17 protein-coding genes are annotated in these 18,196 nt (G+C 64.7%); 15 read left to right on the forward strand and 2 right to left on the reverse strand.

Features of this window, described 5'->3' with window-relative positions:
- Positions 1-41 precede the first annotated feature (41 nt).
- The 8 genes from EA187_RS18155 to EA187_RS18190 all read left to right on the forward strand — a co-directional run bounded on the left by EA187_RS18155 (position 42) and on the right by EA187_RS18190 (position 8,944).
- Positions 42-683 (forward strand): GNAT family N-acetyltransferase, encoded by a 642-nt coding sequence (locus EA187_RS18155; protein WP_115607300.1) that lies wholly within the window; start codon positions 42-44, stop codon positions 681-683.
- A 434-nt stretch (positions 684-1,117) separates the two neighbouring features.
- A complete protein-coding gene (locus EA187_RS18160; protein WP_127781174.1) occupies positions 1,118-1,453 on the forward strand; it encodes a hypothetical protein in 336 nt (111 codons plus the stop codon).
- Between the two features lie 824 nt (positions 1,454-2,277).
- Complete coding sequence (locus tag EA187_RS18165) at positions 2,278-3,159, forward strand: AgmX/PglI C-terminal domain-containing protein (protein ID WP_127781175.1); 882 nt, start codon at positions 2,278-2,280, stop codon at positions 3,157-3,159.
- 341 nt (positions 3,160-3,500) lie between these two features.
- On the forward strand, positions 3,501-5,672 hold the full coding sequence (locus EA187_RS18170; protein ID WP_127781176.1) for an RCC1 domain-containing protein: 2,172 nt from the start codon (positions 3,501-3,503) through the stop codon (positions 5,670-5,672).
- Complete coding sequence (locus EA187_RS18175; RefSeq protein ID WP_164856387.1) at positions 5,669-6,532, forward strand: DUF4349 domain-containing protein; 864 nt, start codon at positions 5,669-5,671, stop codon at positions 6,530-6,532. Before EA187_RS18170 ends, EA187_RS18175 begins: the two co-directional genes overlap by 4 nt.
- Entirely contained in the window at positions 6,529-7,044 is a 516-nt protein-coding gene (locus EA187_RS18180; protein WP_127781177.1) for a hypothetical protein, read from the forward strand. Before EA187_RS18175 ends, EA187_RS18180 begins: the two co-directional genes overlap by 4 nt.
- 122 nt (positions 7,045-7,166) lie before the next feature.
- Positions 7,167-8,222, forward strand: coding sequence for a hypothetical protein (locus tag EA187_RS18185; protein WP_127781178.1), 1,056 nt, complete (start codon positions 7,167-7,169; stop codon positions 8,220-8,222).
- A complete protein-coding gene (locus EA187_RS18190) occupies positions 8,219-8,944 on the forward strand; it encodes a 2-phosphosulfolactate phosphatase (RefSeq protein ID WP_127781179.1) in 726 nt (241 codons plus the stop codon). Before EA187_RS18185 ends, EA187_RS18190 begins: the two co-directional genes overlap by 4 nt.
- Here the strand turns inward: EA187_RS18190 and EA187_RS18195 are convergent.
- Complete coding sequence (locus tag EA187_RS18195) at positions 8,941-9,504, reverse strand: GNAT family N-acetyltransferase (protein WP_127781180.1); 564 nt, start codon at positions 9,502-9,504, stop codon at positions 8,941-8,943. The two genes, EA187_RS18190 and EA187_RS18195, sit on opposite strands and share 4 nt — an antisense overlap.
- A gap of 146 nt (positions 9,505-9,650) precedes the next feature.
- Between EA187_RS18195 and EA187_RS18200 the strand changes: the two genes are divergently transcribed.
- Both EA187_RS18200 and EA187_RS18205 read left to right on the forward strand, forming a co-directional pair.
- Positions 9,651-10,310, forward strand: a complete 660-nt coding sequence (locus EA187_RS18200; protein ID WP_127781181.1) for a hypothetical protein — start codon at positions 9,651-9,653, stop codon at positions 10,308-10,310.
- Between the two features lie 560 nt (positions 10,311-10,870).
- Complete coding sequence (locus EA187_RS18205; protein WP_127781182.1) at positions 10,871-11,995, forward strand: site-2 protease family protein; 1,125 nt, start codon at positions 10,871-10,873, stop codon at positions 11,993-11,995.
- Between the two features lie 217 nt (positions 11,996-12,212).
- Here the strand turns inward: EA187_RS18205 and EA187_RS18210 are convergent, their stop codons facing one another.
- Positions 12,213-12,962 carry a hypothetical protein gene (locus EA187_RS18210; protein WP_127781183.1) on the reverse strand — a complete coding sequence of 250 codons (750 nt, stop codon included), beginning with the start codon at positions 12,960-12,962 and terminating at the stop codon, positions 12,213-12,215.
- A gap of 143 nt (positions 12,963-13,105) precedes the next feature.
- Here EA187_RS18210 and EA187_RS18215 point away from each other — a divergent pair, with 143 nt between their 5' ends.
- The 5 genes from EA187_RS18215 to EA187_RS18235 all read left to right on the forward strand — a co-directional run bounded on the left by EA187_RS18215 (position 13,106) and on the right by EA187_RS18235 (position 17,824).
- Positions 13,106-13,393, forward strand: a complete 288-nt coding sequence (locus EA187_RS18215) for an Asp-tRNA(Asn)/Glu-tRNA(Gln) amidotransferase GatCAB subunit C (RefSeq protein ID WP_115607322.1) — start codon at positions 13,106-13,108, stop codon at positions 13,391-13,393.
- Positions 13,390-14,772 (forward strand): amidase family protein, encoded by a 1,383-nt coding sequence (locus EA187_RS18220; RefSeq protein WP_127781184.1) that lies wholly within the window; start codon positions 13,390-13,392, stop codon positions 14,770-14,772. Before EA187_RS18215 ends, EA187_RS18220 begins: the two co-directional genes overlap by 4 nt.
- A 15-nt stretch (positions 14,773-14,787) precedes the next feature.
- Positions 14,788-16,275 carry an Asp-tRNA(Asn)/Glu-tRNA(Gln) amidotransferase subunit GatB gene (gatB, locus tag EA187_RS18225; protein ID WP_127781185.1) on the forward strand — a complete coding sequence of 496 codons (1,488 nt, stop codon included), beginning with the start codon at positions 14,788-14,790 and terminating at the stop codon, positions 16,273-16,275.
- Positions 16,276-16,283: 8 nt separating this feature from the next.
- Complete coding sequence (gene mtnA, locus EA187_RS18230) at positions 16,284-17,333, forward strand: S-methyl-5-thioribose-1-phosphate isomerase (RefSeq protein ID WP_430687903.1); 1,050 nt, start codon at positions 16,284-16,286, stop codon at positions 17,331-17,333.
- A gap of 146 nt (positions 17,334-17,479) precedes the next feature.
- Positions 17,480-17,824: a hypothetical protein gene (locus tag EA187_RS18235; protein ID WP_127781187.1), complete on the forward strand. Its 345-nt coding sequence runs from the start codon at positions 17,480-17,482 to the stop codon at positions 17,822-17,824.
- The last annotated feature ends 372 nt before the right edge of the window (positions 17,825-18,196 follow it).

Raw genomic sequence — 18,196 nt, forward strand, 5'->3', positions numbered from 1 at the left:
CTTCGCATATCACCTGACGCCACGACGAAAAGGACGTGATCATGAACCTGCGACACCCTTCCCAGACCCCACCCCTGCGCTGGGGCCATAAGACGCCCGACCTTGAGCGCCGCATCGCCGAGCTTCTCACCTGGGTGCGCCCGGCCGGCCAACCCTACGACGACGTCCTGCTCGAAGGCGCCGACATCGACCAGATCCTCTCCCGCTGGATGCTCCGCGACAGCTCCGAAGTCACCCTCCAACGCGCCCGCCTGCTCATGATCGACGACCGCATCGCCGGCGGCTACATCGCACTCAGCGGCACCGAGCTGCGCACCGCCCGCCAGGCCGACCTCCTCGATCTGGCCCGCCATATGGGCGAGGGCAGCTACGCCATGCTCCGCGAGCGCGTCGAGCGTCTGCGCGAGCTCTTCGCCCCCCTCGAAGACAACGACTTCGTCATCACTCGCCTGGGCGTGCACCCCGACCACCGCGGCCGCGGCCTCTCCCACACCCTCATCGAAGACTACCTGCGCCGCGGCCGCCAGGGCGGCTTCCGCCGCGCCCGCGTCGACCTCCCCGAAACTCACCGCGCCGCCCTCGACCTCTGCCGCGCTTATGGCTTCGACACCGCCTACCGCGGTAAATCCAACGACGGAAAGCTGAAGTATTTGACGATGGTGCGGGATCTTAATGACAACTAACCTTTTGAATCCATTGAGCAATTCGACAGGCCCGGTTTAGTCGATGTGAATCCCGATGTTCAGTTCATGAAGTGAGCGTGTCGTTGACCTGATGACCAGGTACGAGCGACAAGGTTCAAAAAAAACCGCCAGCCGAAGTTGGGCTGGCGGGTTTTTGTGTTGGAAAATCGTCCTGGCCGGTCGGCTATGATCAAACGGGCCCGACCCACGTTATCCTCAAGCACCACAAGCTCTAAAACCAAACAAATTCAACCACTTAGAACACCCTGGAGTTTTTACGCACAAAAACAGTCCTTATCATTCGATATCCATTCGCTTCTCTGCCAAAATCCAACTCTCGTCATTCATACTGGGTCAGTGGGGGCTCTAACGGACTGAAATCACCATTCGCCGCCCGAATACCTACTTCACACATCCTAAACTTGGAGTGTTCTATGTCACAAAAACACCTCGCCATGATAACGCTCGCTGCAGCCGCGCTTAGTTTTGCGCCCGGCTGGTTTTCCTCAGAAGAGAATCCGTGCAGAAACGAGCCAATCACCGTTCGACACATGGAGTTGGTCGAACTCATTGTTGATGGAAAATCAATTGATGACCTAAGCGCACATGAAAACCTAGAACTTCGCGCGTATGACAATCCAGACTACCAAACAGTCCATGTCAGCGTAACTAACACAGAAACCGGAGAAGAGGAGGTGATGAACTTTGCAATCTCAAGCCATTTAAACTGGGAAGAGCATCTTAGGACGGAAGAAGGAGGTGACCAGTGATCTATTACAAAATTGTTACCGCTACTGCGTCTATTATCTTTATCGGAAATATGTTTATCGCGTGTGGAAATTCAGACATTGGGACGTGCTCAGACACAACATATTTACTGGGCGACAATGAATTAAACCTACCAACACATTTCAATAAAACATCGTCAAATTCAGACACAACTTTCTCACATCGCGTTCACCCTTACAGCCAGCCCAATATGTCTTTTTTTGCAGCGACCGAACGAGAGTCCTATGCTTTTAGATACGTTGCCCGAATTTATTACTTTTATGAGGGAAAATCATACATTGAAGTCTATGACATCTCAAACAGCGAGCGATTCCATCTGGATGATGCCCCGACAAACAACTAAAAGACAACGAAAAAGCGTTCCACATCTCTCAAACAAACAGATAAGTTCAATGAAAAATATGCCGTACGAAACCATTTACGCATTAGCATGCTTTATTATAATCCTAACATCTTGCGCTTGTAACAGCCTGGATGCAGACCAACCGGTCTCAAGCAGGCAGCAAGAAGTACTTGATCCCGGGGGTTTTATAGAAGGTCCACAAGGCATAAGAATCCATGCAAGCAAGAACGCATTTAGTAAGCGTTCAGCCTCCTAACTCACGTTCTGGCCAGCACCCATCCCGATTCTGACAGGTTTGGCCTGGCCAAACACCTTTGTCATAAAAATAGCTTGATTGTCAGGGGAGCAGAATAGGGCCTTATGATCAGCATCCCCCCACCCGCAAATCCCCCTTGCACCGCACCCGATCCCATATTTACATGGTCCGGAGCCACATCCCACCACCCGAGCCTCCGGTCTGCCATGCGCGTACTCTGCCCGACTGCCCCGTTCGCCCTGCTCACGCTGACCCTTGCCGGTGCGCTCGGCGCCTGCCAGAGCGCGCCGCAAACCACCGACGAGGCACCGGTAGAGGCACCACGTCAGGGCGCGCTCAGCGCGGACGCCGACGCGAGCGCAGCGGCTTCTAGCGGGGAGGCAAAAGAACCCAGCCGCATTCTCCACCGCGCAATGAGCGCTGCGGAGGCCGAGATCAACACCTGCTACCGTCAGGCTCTGGCGCAGAACGCGGAGCTCGCGGGCATGCTGCAATTTGCCTGGCAGCTCGATGAAACCAACGCCCCGGTGGGGCTGCAAATCCATACCGATACTGTGGGGGATGCCGCGCTAAGCCAGTGCGTGGCCGAAGCGCTCTACCCCCATCTCGTCGACAGCGACGCGCGCGGCGCTTCGAGCCGCGAGGTGATCTTGAGCTACTCCTTCTTGCGCGAGCACGGCGCGCGCGAGGTTCAGCTTGTGCTGGGGAGCGGTGCCCGGGCCGAGGCCCAGCGCGACGCGCTGCCGCCGGAGGCCCGCGAAGAGGGGCGTTGCAACAACGAGCATATCTACGATGTGCTCTATGAGGCCCATGGCGCGATCAACGGCTGCTACGACAAAGCCCTCTCCCGGACACCGGGGCTTGTGGGCGCGGCGCTCGCGCAGTTCATCATCATCCCCGACGGCTCGACCTCCCATATCAAGGTCGCCAGCACCATCGCCGATGAGACCACCAACCACTGCATCACCGAGACGCTCAGCGCCACGACCTTCGATGCGCCCGAGGGCGGTGTGTGCACCATCAATTACCCGATTGAGCTCTCGCTGCGCTCCCACCCCCATTTTATGTTCACCGCCCCGGCACCCTGATCGAAGCGCGAGCTCGCCCGATATCCCATCGACTAGAAATCCACGCGCTTTTTGCTAGGGTGCCGTCCACACCGGGTCGACGGGCGGGGGTATGTGTTGGTTCTCCCCCCTTTTGCGCCCCGTGTCTGTCTGTAATCCCCATCTGACCGCCCTGGCTACGACGCCATGAGCAGAAACCGATGTCGATGGCTGCGAACCGAGAGCGTCTCAGGCACGTCGCGAAACGTAGGGCGATGCTTCCTCGCGTCGCCGAGGCTTTGCAACGCTGCCCGAGGTGCTCTCCACGCCGCAGACACGGCGTCAACGGATCGCTCACGGCGTAATAACGATCGGATCGAATCATGAAAAACCTCACCCTTCTGGCGCGCCACGCGCTCACCCTCGGCCTGCTCACAGCGCTCATCGCCTGCAGCGACGGCCCGGATACGCGCACGATTCCTCCCAACGACAATCGCCCCGACGTCGAGGATACAGGCGACACGGGCGACGTCGGCCCCGACGTCGAAGACCCCGACGCCTGCGAGGCCGAGAGTGACGACGCGCTCTGCTCCGATAACGGCGCCGAATGTGGCGAACTGACCGTCGTGGACAGCTGCGGCACCGAGCGCACCGTCAACTGCGGCGACGAAGCCTCCGTCTGTGCACCGGAAGAAACCTGCGGCGGCGCCGGCGAAGATAACCTCTGCGGATGCACCCCGCTTGAGTCCGACACGCAGCTCTGCCAGCTCAGCTCCTACGCCTGCGGGCCTCTTACTGCCGTGGACAGCTGCGGCACCGAGCGCACCGTCAACTGCGGCGACGAGACGCAGGTCTGCGGCGAGTTTGACACCTGTGGTGGCGGGGGCATCGAAGGCCAGTGTGGCTGCACCCCGGAGTTCACCGACGAAGAGCATTGCGCCATGCAACAGGCCGAGTGTGGCGAGATCGCCATCATCGACAGCTGCGGCACCGAGCGCACGCTGGACTGCGGCGCCGAAGACCAGGTCTGCACCCTCTTTGATACCTGCGGAGGCGGCGGCGAAGAGAACATCTGCGGCTGCACGCCCATCACCTGCGAAGACGCGCAGATGCTCTGTGGCGAACTCGACGACGGCTGCGGAGGCACCACCCAATGCGATGAATTCTGCGTGGAGAGCGTCTCCGCCGGCGCCTCCCACGCCTGCGCCATCGGCTCGGGCAAGCTCAAGTGCTGGGGGCGTAACACCGATGGTCAGCTCGGCAACGGCACCACCCGCGATGAGCGCAATCCGGTCGATATCGACAACCTCCCCACCCTGGTCGACGTAGCGCCGGGCGGCGAGCATACCTGCGCGCTCAGCCTCAATGGCGAGGTCTTTTGCTGGGGTGCCAACGATCGTGGCCAGCTCGGCGTGGGCACCACCGTCGATAACCCCCTGCCCGGCAGCCGCGCCATCATCAGCGGTGCCACTGCCATTGCCAGTGGGGAGTTTCATAGCTGCGCGGTGGTCAACGGCGGGGTGCGCTGCTGGGGGGCCAACGACTACGGTCAGATCGGCAACGCCAACCTCAGCCTGGGCACCAATATCGCCGTCGCCACGCCGGCCGACGGCCTCTCCAGCGGCATCGTCGATGTGAGCGCCGGCCGTCACCATAGCTGCGCGCTCCACGACAACGGCGGCGTCAGTTGCTGGGGGCGCAATCGCTTCGGACAGGTCGGCAATTTGATTCCGGGCGGCCCCTGGCTCATCAGCGCCTACGGCTACCTCACCAACGATCCGATCGACTTCATCACCATCGCCCGCTCGCCCGTCGCCGTGCCCGATATCATCGATGGCGCCGAAATCACCGCTGGCGAAGACTTCAACTGCGTGCGTTCCTCCACAGGCCAGGTCTCCTGCTGGGGCGTCATCCACCGCCCCTCCAGCTCGGGCAACACCTGCTTTGTCCCCGACGGCTACACCGACTCGCGTGACGAGCCCACCGGACGCGACGCCGCCAACTGCGCTATCTGGCCCACCTCCGGACCGGCCGTGGGTCGCTTCTCCGAGCGCACCGGATCGGCGGGCCCGTGTGGCGAGAATCTCCCCTCTTGCCCTGCCAGCTACACCTGCTCCGAGAACAACCGCTGCGAGCGCCCGGAGTACCCGCTGGCCGCCGCCTACATCAACCGCTTCTCCCGTGCCCCGGCACCGGTCACCGCCCCCGGCGAAGCCCTCACCATCGAGGCGGGCGCCAACCACCTCTGCATGGTCGTTGACCAGCCCGACACCCTCTTGACCAACGTGCGCTGCTTCGGCCTCAACAGCTACGGCCAGGTCGGCGACGGCACCAACAACCCCTGGAATATGCCGGTCGACCTCTACTACGATGTCGACGACAACATCGTCCGCGGCGAGGCCATGACCGCCGGCGACGCCTTCTCCTGCGTGCTGGTCGACGACCAGAACATCAAATGCTGGGGCAGCAACCAGTACGGCCAGATCGGCAACTCCGCGCTCTTGCGCGACGAGTCCTACCGCCCCTTCGACGTGAAGCTGGAGTACGCACCATGAAAACCTTTGTTCGCCAGAGCCTTCTCGTACTGGCCGCCGCGCTGCTGGCGGCCGCGCACATCGGCTGCGCAAGCACCGCCCGGGCCGTGCCGGACTACAGTGGCTACGAGAGCGCGGAGAGCGTCGCCTACGACTCCGCCGCCCCCTCGATCGCCTCCGAGAACACGTCACGCAGCGCCCCCCGGGCTCCACAGGCTCGGCCTCAGGCCCGGGGCGCGGCCTCGCCAGCGCCGCCTCCCCTTGCTGCTGGCGCCGCACAGACCTCCGGCGGCGCCTCCACCTCACCCTCGGCCGAAGAACAGGCCCGACCCACACGCCTGCTCGTCTATACGGCGTCTCTGCATATGGCGATCTTCGAGGTGAACCCCACCCAGGAGGCCGCCCTCAACATTGTCGAAGACCTCGGCGGCTACGCCTCTCGCCGCACCACCAACCAGCTCACGCTGCGCGTGCCCGCTGAGTACTTCCGTCAGGCCCTCGACGCCCTCTCGAAGCTCGGTGATGTCACCCACACCCAGTGGCAGGCCCACGACGTCTCCGAGAGCTTTCGCGACCTGAACATCCGCCTGCAAAACGCCCTGGAAGTCCACGCCCGTATGAGCGCGATCCTCGAGCGCGCCCAGAGCGTCGAAGACACCCTTAAAGTCGAAGCCCAGCTCGCGCGCCTGACGCAAGAAATCGAGCAGCTGCGCTCGCAGATCGAGAACCTCTCCCAGCAGATCGCCTTCTCGACCATCGACGTGCACTTTCAGCAACGTCACCACACCCAACTTCCGGCCGACGACTACCTCTTGCCCTTCCCCTGGCTCAACGAGCTCGGCCTGGAGTCGCTGCTGCGCGCCCCGGAGGCCACGCGATGATCGTTCGTTCCTGTACTCTGCTTAAACGTGCGCTCCTCGGCAGCCTGCTCGCCATCTCCCTGAGCACGATGGCCTGCGCCGACTTCCAGATCACCACCCCCGATCAGATGGTGGAGGTCTCCAAAACCAAAGTCACCGCCGCCGATTACGTGGCCATGACCCACCACGGCGTGGTCATGCGCGCGCAGACCTTCGAGGTCGGCGAATCACGCAGCGCTGATGCGCCCCCGGCATCGCTGGAGTTCTGGGAGCAGGCGGTGATGGAGCGTATGCGCACCCGCGGCGGCTACGCGCTGCTTTCGACCTCCGAGGTGCAGGCGGCCAGCGGCGAAGAGGGCCTGCGCTTTGAGTTTGGCCGCGACCAGAACGGCGCGCCCTACCGCTACACCGTGGCCCTTTTTATCACCGGGGAGCGCATTCACCTCATCGAAGCCGGCGGCCGCCAGGATCGCTACGAAGAAGCCAGCGCAGCTATCGATCAGGCGCTGGAAAGCTACGTCATTAAGCGCTAACCTCCCGGCCTCTTCACCATGGTATGCCCGCGTCCCGGGCTCGCAATTCTCGCTTAAAAGCGACGTGGCGAGGTCCGGTGGACGCTCCGGCGACGATCTCTATGACTACCCGCGGAGTTCCTATGCGACCCCACATCAGCGTCGATCCCACCGCTTCGGTCACCGCCACCGCCTCCGGCGGTGGGTTTCCCTGGTTTAAAGTCTTTGCCGGCTGCGGCTGCCTGATGCTCGTGGGCGTCCTCGGCCTGGGTGGCGTGGGCTACGTGGCCTACTCCCGGATCAGCGAGGAGGCCAGCTCCCCCTCTGAGTCCGAAGAGCCTCAGGGATTCTTCGCCGGCGTCATGGGGACCCTCGAGGGCCTCGGCGCGATGCAACAAGGCGGCGGCACCCCTGGCGAGGGCGAGTCCGCCTCCGCTGGCGAGGATTCCCCTGGCACAAGCGCCGGGAAAAACAGCCGCAGCTCGCGCGACACCGCGAGCCTCGATCAGCTCTTCGACGCCCTCGACCAACCCATCTCCCGGGCCCAGGCCCGCGACTTCAAAGAGGCCATCGAAGCATGGGGCAACTCCCGCGAAGTGCGCGAGATGAGCGAGCAGTTTGAAACCAACAAAATACTCGACGAGAACGAAGGCGGCGCGCTGGCCGGCCTTAAGAAGCTGCGCGCGATCAAGGGCACCATGGACCGCTCCCAGTCGCTGGGTAACGCCTTCAATGCGTATGTCGAGGAGCACGGCGGCCGTGACTTCGAAGAGCGACTCTTACAGTTCCGCCTGATCAACCGCGTCACCACCGCCGGCAACCGCAACAAAGCAGGCAGCGAGCCCTGGAGCGACGCCGTCGCCCAGGCCCTGCTCGACGATCACGACGCGCAGCGCGACGAATTTTTAGAGGTTCGCCAGATCCTTATCGACGCCACCCAGGACGAAAACTTCGACCCGGCCTCCCTCAGCGAAGAGGAGCGCAAGACCTACAGCGACGCGGTCGCCAACCAGTTCTTGCTGATCACCGGGGCCATCAACCGCAAAACGCTGGAGACCTGGAAGGCGCTCCCTGCTGCGGAGCGAAAAGCCATCCAGGATCAGCTCAACTCCGAGCATATGGCCGTCTCCTCGGCCATGGGCGCGATAACCAGCGGCAACCACGACTCCATGCTCTTCTACGGGCTTTTTGGTCTATGAGCCAGGCTCGCCGGCCCCCCGAGGTCGCCATCTTTCAGGGGCATCGCCCCGAGCTTAAGCCGGCGGCGGTGCGCATCGTCATCGACACCATCCGCGCCTTCACCCACACCCAGGTTGCGTTTGAGGGCGGCGCCGAGCGTATTTTGCTGGTGGCCTCCATCGACGAGGCGCGCCGGCGGGCGCGCCAGCACCCCGGCTGGCTCCTGGCCGGGGAGCGCAACGCCGTAAAACCCGCCGACTTCGACCTGGGAAACTCCCCGGCGCTCACCGCCCGCGCTCAGCTCCAGGGGCGCACGCTGGTCTTAACGACCTCCAACGGCGTGCAGGCCGTGGCCCACGCCGCCCACGACTTCGAGGGCCTTTTGCTCGTCACCGGCCTGGCCAACGCCGGCAGCACCGTGGCGGCCACCCGGGCTTATCTCAACGCCCACCCCGAGCCCTCCCCCACGGTGCAGATTCTGGCCAGCCACCCCGAGGGCGATGAAGATCTGGCGACCGCCCAGTGGCTTGAAGCCCGGCTCCACGGCCTCGCTCAGCCCGACGACACCCGGGCCATCCGCCGGGTCTGGGAGTGCCGCGCCGCCCGGAAGTTCGCCGACCCCACACGCCCCGAGTACCTCTCCGACGACATCCCCTTCTGCGCGCGCCGCGCCGACGCCCCCTTCGCCATGGTCGTCGAGCGCCAGGGCTCCGATCTCTGGCTTACTCGCCAACCCCTTTAAGCCTGCGCGCCCTGCGTCTGGCCTTGCCACGCATCGCGCAGCATCGAATAGACCACCAGATCGGTCCACCCATCGACCAGACGCTCGGCGCGCCGCAGCACCCCCTCCTCCACAAGCCCCAGGCGCTCGACCACCTTGCGGCTCGCCAGGTTCTCGCGCCCGCAGCGCACCTCCACCCGCTCCAGCCCCTCATCCTCAAACGCCCAGCGCAGCACCTCGGCGGTGGCCCGCGTCATGATGCCCTCCCCGCGGTAGGCCGAGCTGAGCCAGTAGCCGATCGAGGTGCTCTGGTTGGCGCGATCGACGCCGTGCACCCCGATCATCCCCGCGATCTGCCCCTCCACGGTGATCGCCGCCTGAAAACCATTGCCCTCGGCCAGCTGCGTGAGGGTGGAGCGAATGTACCCGTCGTAATCATCGACGCTTGTGATGGCGTCGACCCAGGGAAGCCAGCGCCGCAGCTCCTCGCGCTCCCGGTCGACCACCTCGAAGAGCTCCTCTTTATCGCCGATCTGCAGCAGCCTCAGCGCCACGCGTTCGTCCAGTCGTCGCTCAAACATCGTTCACCCTCGGGTTTAAATTCATCACCCACGCCTCCGTGGAGCTGACGCATAACAAAGCGAGCTACCGCGTGACAATCTGGCGAGTTGCGGGCAGGCTCCCCCTCGTAACCCCGTCATCCCTTTCGCATCGCCCCGAGCTGTCTTTGCGCCCCCACCAACTCGCCAGCCTACTCGCCCTTGCCACCCTCCTGACCTTCAGCGCGGGCTGCCTGCCCGTGGCCTGGGTCACCCCTCCCATGCAGATGGAGATCGGCGTGGGCGCCAGCGCCGGGCTCCCCGAGCGCGACGCCCGCATCTCCATGCCCCTGGCCCTCACGGCCAACCCCTTGCAGATGATTCACGGCCAGGGGGCGCGCCGCTTTGATGCGGGCGTGGGCTACAGCGCGCATATTCTGTTTGCCGATCCGCTGGCCGTCCACGGCCCGCATCTTGACTTAAGCTACCTCCCCCTTGTGCGCACCGAGGGGGGCGGCACCTTCGGGGGCAGCCGCGCGCTGCGTTTGATCGTGAGCGCGCGGCCCGCCTACCGCTTCGCCGGCGAGGGGGTCGGGCGCGGCCCCTCGCTCGGCCTGCGCCTGACCCTGGAGTCGGCGAGTTTTACGGACGCGGTGAATTCGGAATGCGAGGCCCGCTCCGATGGGTCTTTCTTCTGCGGCAGCTCCCTGAACTATGGCGAAGATTCTTTTGGAGTTTTTGTGGAGGCCACCCGCGGGCTAACGCAGCCGGGCTACAGCGCGATCAGCATCGGGCTGAGCTTTCGTATCCCGGCCAGCGCCGGTGCCGGCGTCATCGGCCAGTTCTAAAGACGACCTCCCCATCACCCGATCCCCCCCTCGAAGGAACATGTACGGAGGCCTGGCACCCGATCGAAACCCTCTCCAGGACATGTACGGAGGCCTGGCACCCGATCGAAACCCTCGAATGAACATGTACGGAGGCCTGGCACCCGATCGAAACCCTCGAATGCACATGTACAGAGGCCTGGCACCCGATCGAAACCCTCTCCAGGACATGTACGGAGGCCTGGCACCCGATCAAAACCCTCTCCAGGACATGTACGGAGGCCTGGCACCCGATCGAAACCCTCGAATGAACATGTACGGAGGCCTGGCACCCGATCGAAACCCTCTCCGGCTGAAACACACGCAATCAGCACCCGATCGAAACCCTCCCCGGCTGAAACACACGTGTTCCGCACCTGATCACGCTTATTTCAATCCGAAGCACGCGCAATCAGGCGCATAAACGCTGCCCGATCGACGATCCGCCCCCTTTCATCCCTGAGCCGAATCCATTGGGGGATCGCCGCCCGTGCCGATCTTCGCCTTATCCTTAGCGTTCCACCTCGGCCCGGGAGTCGACGATGTTTAAGCACGCCCTGCGCCTGCCCTTTCGCCTGCTGGGCATCCCGCTCTACCTCGATCTGACCTTTTTGATCATTTTGCCGCTTTTGGCCTGGCTCATCGCCCGACAGATCGAGCCCTTTATCACCCTCTTTCATCTGCCGGTCTCGCCAGGAGCCTTAAACGAAGGGCTCTTGCCCTACGCGCTGGGGCTGGCCGCGGCGCTGGCCCTCTTTATCAGCGTCGTGATCCACGAGTTGGGTCACGCCATCGTGGCGCGCCGCTACGGCGTTGAGACCGAGCGCATCACCCTGTGGCTTCTGGGGGGCATGGCGCAGTTTAAAAAGATGCCGACCCAGCGCGGCGCCGAGGCCGTCGTCGCCATCGCCGGTCCCATCACAAGCGGGCTGCTCGCGGCCCTGGGCGGGCTGCTGCTCTGGGTGGTCCCGGAGCGCTGGCCAGCCCTGCTCTTTGTGGTCGCCTACACCACCTTTATGAACATCGCGCTGGCCCTCTTTAACCTGATTCCGGCCCTTCCCCTGGACGGCGGTCGCGTGCTGCGCTCGCTGCTGGCGATGCGTATGCCGAGGATGCGCGCCACGCAGATCGCCGCCACCATCAGCCGCGTGCTGGCCATTGCCCTGGGCGTGGTGGGCATCGTAAGCCTGAACATCTTTTTGATTCTCATCGCCCTCTTCATCTACATCGCCGTGGCCGCCGAGGCCCGCTTTGAGCTGGCCGACGAGCTCCTCAGCGGCCTTCGCGTTCAGGAGCTGATGAGCAGCCCGGTGATCGCGATGCCCGCTACGATGAGCGTCGGCGACCTGCTGGCCAGAATGCTGCGCGACGCTCGCCATGCCTACCCCGTCCACGATGAAGGCGGCGAATTCATCGGCATGATCACCCTGAAAGGCCTGCAGAACGCCGAACCTGACGCCCCCATCGGCGACTACCTCTCAGAACTCCCCGAGCGCATTGACCCGCAGGCCTCCGCCGCCGATCTGCTCGAGATGATGGGCCGCCAGGACGAGCCCCGCGTGCTCGTCATGCCCGAGAAAGGCCCCGTGCTCGGCATCATCACCCGCACCGACCTCTACCGCGCCCTGCAACTGCTCACCGGCCGCGCCCCGGCCCCTGGCCACTAGTGTCAATCACTCTACAACCCTCCCGACGCCCTCCGCAGGATGAACCACGCTCGCCACGCTTCACGTTGGATCATGGGCCCTCCCCGCACCCACCGCGCCCTGGCCCGTCTCCCTCCTTTTTGACCTCGACGCCGAGGTTGAAGCGCGCCGGCTTTGCTGATCAAAAAAGCCCCCGGGATCCGGGGGCTTTTTCGTCATCGGGATGTCCTGCCCCGGGTCAGGGCGCGGTGGGTGCCACCCACACCTCAATCTCATTGCTGACGCTGACGCTCATCTGAGAGCCCGCCTCGGCCCCCTCGATGCTCATGCGGTTGAGGCGAAGCACCTCAATCTCATTATCTTCCCGCTCATGAGGCTCGCGATCGAGCTGCTCGGGGGCCACCTGATACGAGCTGGCCGCCGCGTCGAGGCGCACATCCTCAAACCCTTCGCCTTCGATCCAGACCTCGTCAGCGCCGCTCTCAGCCTGCCAGCTCACATCCAGGGGCTGATCCCCGGGCACCTGCGCGCCCTGGGTGGGGGCATCAAAGGTGTGAAGGGCCGGCCCCGCCAGATAGACCCCCTCCACACGATCGGCACCGGCGATCACGTCGACGCGGTAGGCGCGGTGGTAGCCGTCGATCTCGTGCTCGTACTCCCCGTCCTCATCGTGCTCCAGGGTCCACTCGCCAAGCTCGTAGGCCGCGATCACCACCCGGGCATCGGTCACCGGAACCCCCTGGCGGCTGACACGGACCTCGATCTCGGTCTCATAATCCTGCGCCGAGGAGGCGTTGGCATGGCGGGCCTCCGCTTCCACCTTCACCTCCACCTTCAGCGACCCGCTGGACTCGCCGGCACGACGCAGGTTCTGCACTTCGGTGGCGCTCATCGCGTCGAAGGCACGTGTTGTGGAGGGGCCACAGGCGCTCACCAGGGTGATCGCCGCCAGCGCGCTCATCGTCAGCTTTACAGGTCGTGTGTTCATCTCATCTCCTCAGCCAGGGTGAAAAACTGCGCGTCTACGGGATCGCTGCCCTACGTTCTAAGCGCCCGGCTCTCCCTCGACAAGGATACGGGCATCACTAAAGTGAGCACGCTGCCCTCTTCCCCTTCGCCCGACGCCCTGCCATGACCCACCTTCCCCCCGAAAAACTCGCCACTCTGGCGCTCCGACCCACCGCCGAAACACAGCTCCGGGCGCACCTTCAGCGCCTTGATGCGGCCCTTTTACCTGCGGCCGACCTTGAGCCCCTGGAGCTCCGACCCACCGGCGCCCCCGCCATCGTGGAGCGACCCGACATCCCCGAAGCTCCCCTGAGCACCGAGGAGGCGCTGCACAACGCCGCGCACACCCACCAGGGCTTTCTGGCCATGCCCGCTGCCCTCCCCTCCCCCTCGTCGGAGCCCACGCCATGAGCCAGCCCGGCACCTTCGACGCTTTCAGGGCGCTGCCCGATCCCGCCGCGCATGTCTTTGAAACGAGCCAGGGCGATCCCCTCGGCGCGCTCCTGACCCGCGCCACGCCCGGCGACATCGCCACCGCCGCGCTCTCGGCCGAAGGCCCCCTGGCCGGCCTGCCCATCGGCATCAAAGACAACCTCTGCACCCGCGATCTGCCCACCACCGCCGCCTCCCGCATCCTCGAAGGCTACCGCTCGCCATTCGACGCCACGGTGGTCGAGCGCCTGCGCGCTGCCGGCGCGCTCATCGTCGCAAAAACCAATCTCGACGAATTCGCGATGGGCTCCACCGGCCAGCACTCGGCGTTTAAGCCCACCCTCCACCCCTTGAGCCCGACGCACAGCCCCGGGGGCTCCTCCAGCGGCTCGGCCGCCGCGGTGGCGGCCGGCTGGCTACCGGCCGCCCTCGGCAGTGACACCGGCGGAAGCCTGCGCCAGCCCGCAGCTACCTGCGGGCTCGTGGGCTTTAAACCGACCTACGGACGCGTGAGCCGCCACGGGCTGATCGCCTTCGCCTCAAGCCTCGACCACATCGGCTGGCTCACCCGAAGCGTCGCTGACGCCGCGCTTCTTTTCGACGTGCTGGCCGGCCCCGACCCCCGCGACCCGAGCGCGCTGCGCGACGCGCCCCTTCGAGCAAGCGCACAGCCCACACCCCGCATCCCCGCACTCCGACTGGGCCTTCTCCCCGCCCTGATCGAAGATACTCCGATACACCCCGCCATCTCCCGGGCCTTCAGCGCGCTTATCGAAGGCCTGCGCTCGGCCGGTGCCACCCTCCCTGACCTCTCCCCCGCGCACCTGGAGCTGGCCGGTCCCGCCTACACCGCCATCAGCTCGGCGGAGGCCGCCTCCAACCTGGCGCGCTACGAGGGCCTTCGTTTTGGCCAACGCGCGTCAGGCCCCTCCGGCGCCCCGAGCACCGTTGAGGCCCTCGCCACCCACAGCCGCAGCGCGCTTCTGGGCGCGGAGGTGCAACGCCGCCTGCTTCTGGGCCACAGCCTGCTCAGCGGCCAGACCACCCTGGCCCACGCGCAAAACGCCCGCGCCCACATCCGAAAAAACCTCGACGAGGCGCTGACCCACGTCGACGCTTTGCTCACCCCCACCACCCCCGACACCGCCCCGCGTCGCGACGCCCCCGACGATCCGGAGCACCACCGCGACCGCTTCACCCTGCCTGCCAACCTGGCCGGGCTGCCGGCGATCTCCCTGCCCCTGGGCCACGACGCCGACGGCCTCCCCTTCGGCCTCCAGCTCATCGGCCGCCGCGGCCACGACGCCCACCTGCTTGCCATCGCCCGCGCCCTGGAAGCCTTCCTCACCACCGCATAAATCGCGCCCCTGACCATGACGACCACCACCTACGACACTCGCCGCTGGCAGGCCGACATCGGCCTGGAGATCCACTGCCAGCTTCAAACCCGCACCCGGCTCTTCAGCCCCGGGCCGCTCCCGACCACCACCGAGACAGCCCCCAACAGCCTGCTCACCCCCTTTGATCTGGGGCTCCCCGGCACGCTGCCGCAGCTCAATGAGCGCGCCGTCGATCTGGCGATCGTCGCCGGCATCGCGCTCGGGTGTGACATCGCCCCCCTCAGCCATTTTGACCGCAAGCACTACCTCTACCCCGACCTCCCCAGGGGCTATCAGATCACCCAGCAGGAGCGCCCCATCTGCCAGAAGGGGCGCATCCTCTTTGAGCATGAGGGCCAGCCCCACACCCTGCCCCTGCAACGCATTCACCTGGAGGAAGACGCCGGTCGCTCCCTGCACGAGAAGCTCCCGGGCCACACGCTCGTGGACTTAAACCGCGCCGGCACCCCGCTCATCGAGATCGTCACCGCTCCCGAGCTGCACTGCCCCCTGGCCACCGAGGCCGCGCTGCGCGCCCTGCACCGCCTGATGGTCTGGCTCAAGATCTGCGATGGCAACCTCCAGGAAGGCTCGATGCGTTTTGACGCCAACATCTCCGTACGCCCCGCAGGTTCCGCTGAGCCCGGGGTGCGCTGCGAGCTCAAAAACCTCAACTCCTTTCGTTTTGTGCGCGAGGCGCTCACCGCCGAGATCGACCGCCACATCGCGCTCCTCCAAAAGGGTCAGCCGGTCCGCTCCCAGACCCGCGCCTACGACGATCGCGCGCGCCAGACCCTGCTCCTGCGCGAGCGCGACGCCCTGCCGGACTACCGATTTTTGCGCGATCCCGATCTTCCGCCCCTTCAGCTCGACGCCGCCCGCATAAAGCGCCTGCGCGAGCGCCACCCCGAGCACCCCGACGCCCTTGAGCGCCGCCTGGCCACGACCTTCAACCTCCCCGCCACCATCGCCCGCACCCTCTCGGAGTCCCGCGCCCGCGCCACCTTCTTCGAAAACGCCACCGCAGAGTTTCCGCCCGACCTCCCCGACCAGGCCCGCCACGCCCGCGCCCAGGCAGCCGCCAACCTCCTCATCAACACGCTCTTAGGCCTGCTCGACACCGACCACCCCGATCTAAACGCGCTCGCCATCACCCCCGCCCACCTCGCCAGCATCGCCACCCTGCTGGCCGAGGGTGAGCTCAGCGCCACGGTCGCCGCCGCGCTCTGTGAGGAGGTCGCCCGCACCGGAGTCGACCCCTTACGCATTGTCGAAGCGCGCGCTTTGCGGCAATGTCGCGACCCGGAGCTCCTGGGGCGCCTGGTCGACGAGGTCCTACGCGACCACCCCGACCAGCTCGAAGCCTACCGCCGGGGCAAAACCAAACTCCTGGGCTTCTTTATTGGCCAGGCCATGCGCCGCGCTAAGGTTGAACCCGACCCTCAACTGCTAACCTCCATCTTTCGCGAGCGACTCTCATGACTGACGCCATCGCTTCCAACGTCGTCCCCTTGAGCTGGGAGGGCGACCGCGCCACCGGCCGCCTCCTGATGCTCGACCAGCGCCTGCTCCCCACCGAGGAAGTCTGGCTGAAGATGCACAGCGCCGAAGACGTCGCCCGCGGCATCCGCGAGATGGTCATCCGCGGTGCCCCGGCCATCGGTATCGCCGCGGCCTTCGGCATGGCCATGGGCATGCGCGCCTTTGAGGGCCCCCTGCACGAGCGCCCCTCCGAGTTCGGTCGCCTGCACACCCTCCTCGCCAGCACTCGCCCCACCGCCGTCAACCTCTTCTGGGCCCTGGAGCGCTGCGCTCGCGTCGCTGAACGCCTGCGCGACGCCGACAACGCCTCGCTCACCGACGCCCTCTTTGACGAGGCCGACCAGATCTTCCAGGACGACCGCGACAACAACCTGCGACTGGGCAACTACGGTGCCGCCCTTTTTGAGGGCCCCACCCGCATCCTCACCCACTGCAACACCGGCGCGCTCGCCACGGGCGGCTACGGCACAGCCCTCGGCGTCATCCGCGCCCTGCACGCCTCAGGCAAACTCAACCACGTCTTCATCGACGAGACGCGCCCCTACCTCCAGGGCGCTCGCCTCACCGCCTGGGAATGCGTCAAAGAGGGCATCGACGCCACGCTCATCACCGACTCGATGGCCGCCCACTTCATGAAGCTCGGCCAGGTCGACGCCGTCATCCTCGGCACCGACCGCATCGCCCGTAACGGCGACGTCGCCAACAAGATCGGCACCTACGGCCTGGCCGTGCTCTGCAAACACCACAACATCCCCTTCTACGTCGCCACCCCCCTCTCCACCATCGATCTGAACACCGCCAACGGCGACGACATCGAGATCGAACAACGCGACCCCACCGAGGTCACCCACATCGGTGGCCGCCAGATGGCCCCCGAAGGCGTCGGCGTCGCCCACCCCGCCTTCGACGTCACCCCCGCCGAGCTCGTCACCGCCATCATCACCGAAGCCGGCGTCGTCTACCCCCCCTACACCGACACCCTCCCCACGTTATTCTAATTTTTTCGTTCAGGGAGAGCGGTGATTTTTTTAATCAGGGAGAGCGGTGATTTTTTTAATCAGGGAGAGCGGTGACGATGGTGGAAATAATGCAACGACGATAAGGGCTTAGCAGGCACCCCATCCCGGACTTTATGGAGCGCGCAATGCACGAGACGCCCGACGCCGAAAACGCCACAACGCCCGACAACGCCGCGAAGGCCGATAACCCCGACGAGCTGATCCTCGGCCTGATCCCCCCGCAGCGCTTTTTGCAGGGCGCGGCGATGCTGCCGGCCATCACCATCGCCGCCTCCCTGGGCGCGCCCACCCTGGCCATCGGCTTTGCCTCGGGGGGGCTGGCGCTCTTCTTCTTCATCGTCCTGCGCGCCCTGCTCGACCGCCGCGCCCTGCCCCCCAAAGTCTGGGCGCTGGCCGCCGCGCAGGCGCTGGCTTCGGGTTATGTCTTCTACGTCCACGGCTTCAACGTGGAGGCGATGCTGGGGGTCTAAAACCATCCCTCCGACCCGCTCAAAGCTCGACGCACTGAACAGGCTTTCAAGATTTATGATGAGAAAAGTGTTCCTGAACACTTCCATCGCGATCCGATGAAGCGTCGGAAGGTTCGCGAACACCTTCCGCCTTCATCGATGAACGATTTCTGGGTTCGCGAACACCTTCCGCCTTCATCGATGAACGATTTCTGGGTTCGCGAACACCTTTTCTGATCATCGATGAACGCGTTGCGGGCTCGCGAACACCTTTTCCGATCATCGATGAACGCGTTGCGGGCTCACGAACACTTTTCCCGATCATCGAACCCCGAAAAAAAGGCTTTTGAGCCCTCGGTCCTCCCATCAAGGAGAGAAACGAACACTCAAAAG

It is taken from the genome of Lujinxingia sediminis (assembly GCF_004005565.1).
Lineage (GTDB): Bacteria > Myxococcota_A > Bradymonadia > Bradymonadales > Bradymonadaceae > Lujinxingia > Lujinxingia sediminis.

Excerpts from the sequence above, each read along its gene's own strand:
- EA187_RS18155 (WP_115607300.1), top strand. The coding sequence starts at position 42 with ATGAACCTGCGACACCCTTCCCAGACCCCACCCCTGCGCTGGGGCCAT.
- EA187_RS18160 (WP_127781174.1), top strand. The coding sequence starts at position 1,118 with ATGTCACAAAAACACCTCGCCATGATAACGCTCGCTGCAGCCGCGCTT.
- EA187_RS18165 (WP_127781175.1), top strand. The coding sequence starts at position 2,278 with ATGCGCGTACTCTGCCCGACTGCCCCGTTCGCCCTGCTCACGCTGACC.
- EA187_RS18170 (WP_127781176.1), top strand. The coding sequence starts at position 3,501 with ATGAAAAACCTCACCCTTCTGGCGCGCCACGCGCTCACCCTCGGCCTG.
- EA187_RS18175 (WP_164856387.1), top strand. The coding sequence starts at position 5,669 with ATGAAAACCTTTGTTCGCCAGAGCCTTCTCGTACTGGCCGCCGCGCTG.
- EA187_RS18180 (WP_127781177.1), top strand. The coding sequence starts at position 6,529 with ATGATCGTTCGTTCCTGTACTCTGCTTAAACGTGCGCTCCTCGGCAGC.
- EA187_RS18185 (WP_127781178.1), top strand. The coding sequence starts at position 7,167 with ATGCGACCCCACATCAGCGTCGATCCCACCGCTTCGGTCACCGCCACC.
- EA187_RS18190 (WP_127781179.1), top strand. The coding sequence starts at position 8,219 with ATGAGCCAGGCTCGCCGGCCCCCCGAGGTCGCCATCTTTCAGGGGCAT.
- EA187_RS18195 (WP_127781180.1), bottom strand. The coding sequence starts at position 9,504 with ATGTTTGAGCGACGACTGGACGAACGCGTGGCGCTGAGGCTGCTGCAG.
- EA187_RS18205 (WP_127781182.1), top strand. The coding sequence starts at position 10,871 with ATGTTTAAGCACGCCCTGCGCCTGCCCTTTCGCCTGCTGGGCATCCCG.
- EA187_RS18210 (WP_127781183.1), bottom strand. The coding sequence starts at position 12,962 with ATGAACACACGACCTGTAAAGCTGACGATGAGCGCGCTGGCGGCGATC.
- EA187_RS18215 (WP_115607322.1), top strand. The coding sequence starts at position 13,106 with ATGACCCACCTTCCCCCCGAAAAACTCGCCACTCTGGCGCTCCGACCC.
- EA187_RS18220 (WP_127781184.1), top strand. The coding sequence starts at position 13,390 with ATGAGCCAGCCCGGCACCTTCGACGCTTTCAGGGCGCTGCCCGATCCC.
- gatB (WP_127781185.1), top strand. The coding sequence starts at position 14,788 with ATGACGACCACCACCTACGACACTCGCCGCTGGCAGGCCGACATCGGC.
- EA187_RS18235 (WP_127781187.1), top strand. The coding sequence starts at position 17,480 with ATGCACGAGACGCCCGACGCCGAAAACGCCACAACGCCCGACAACGCC.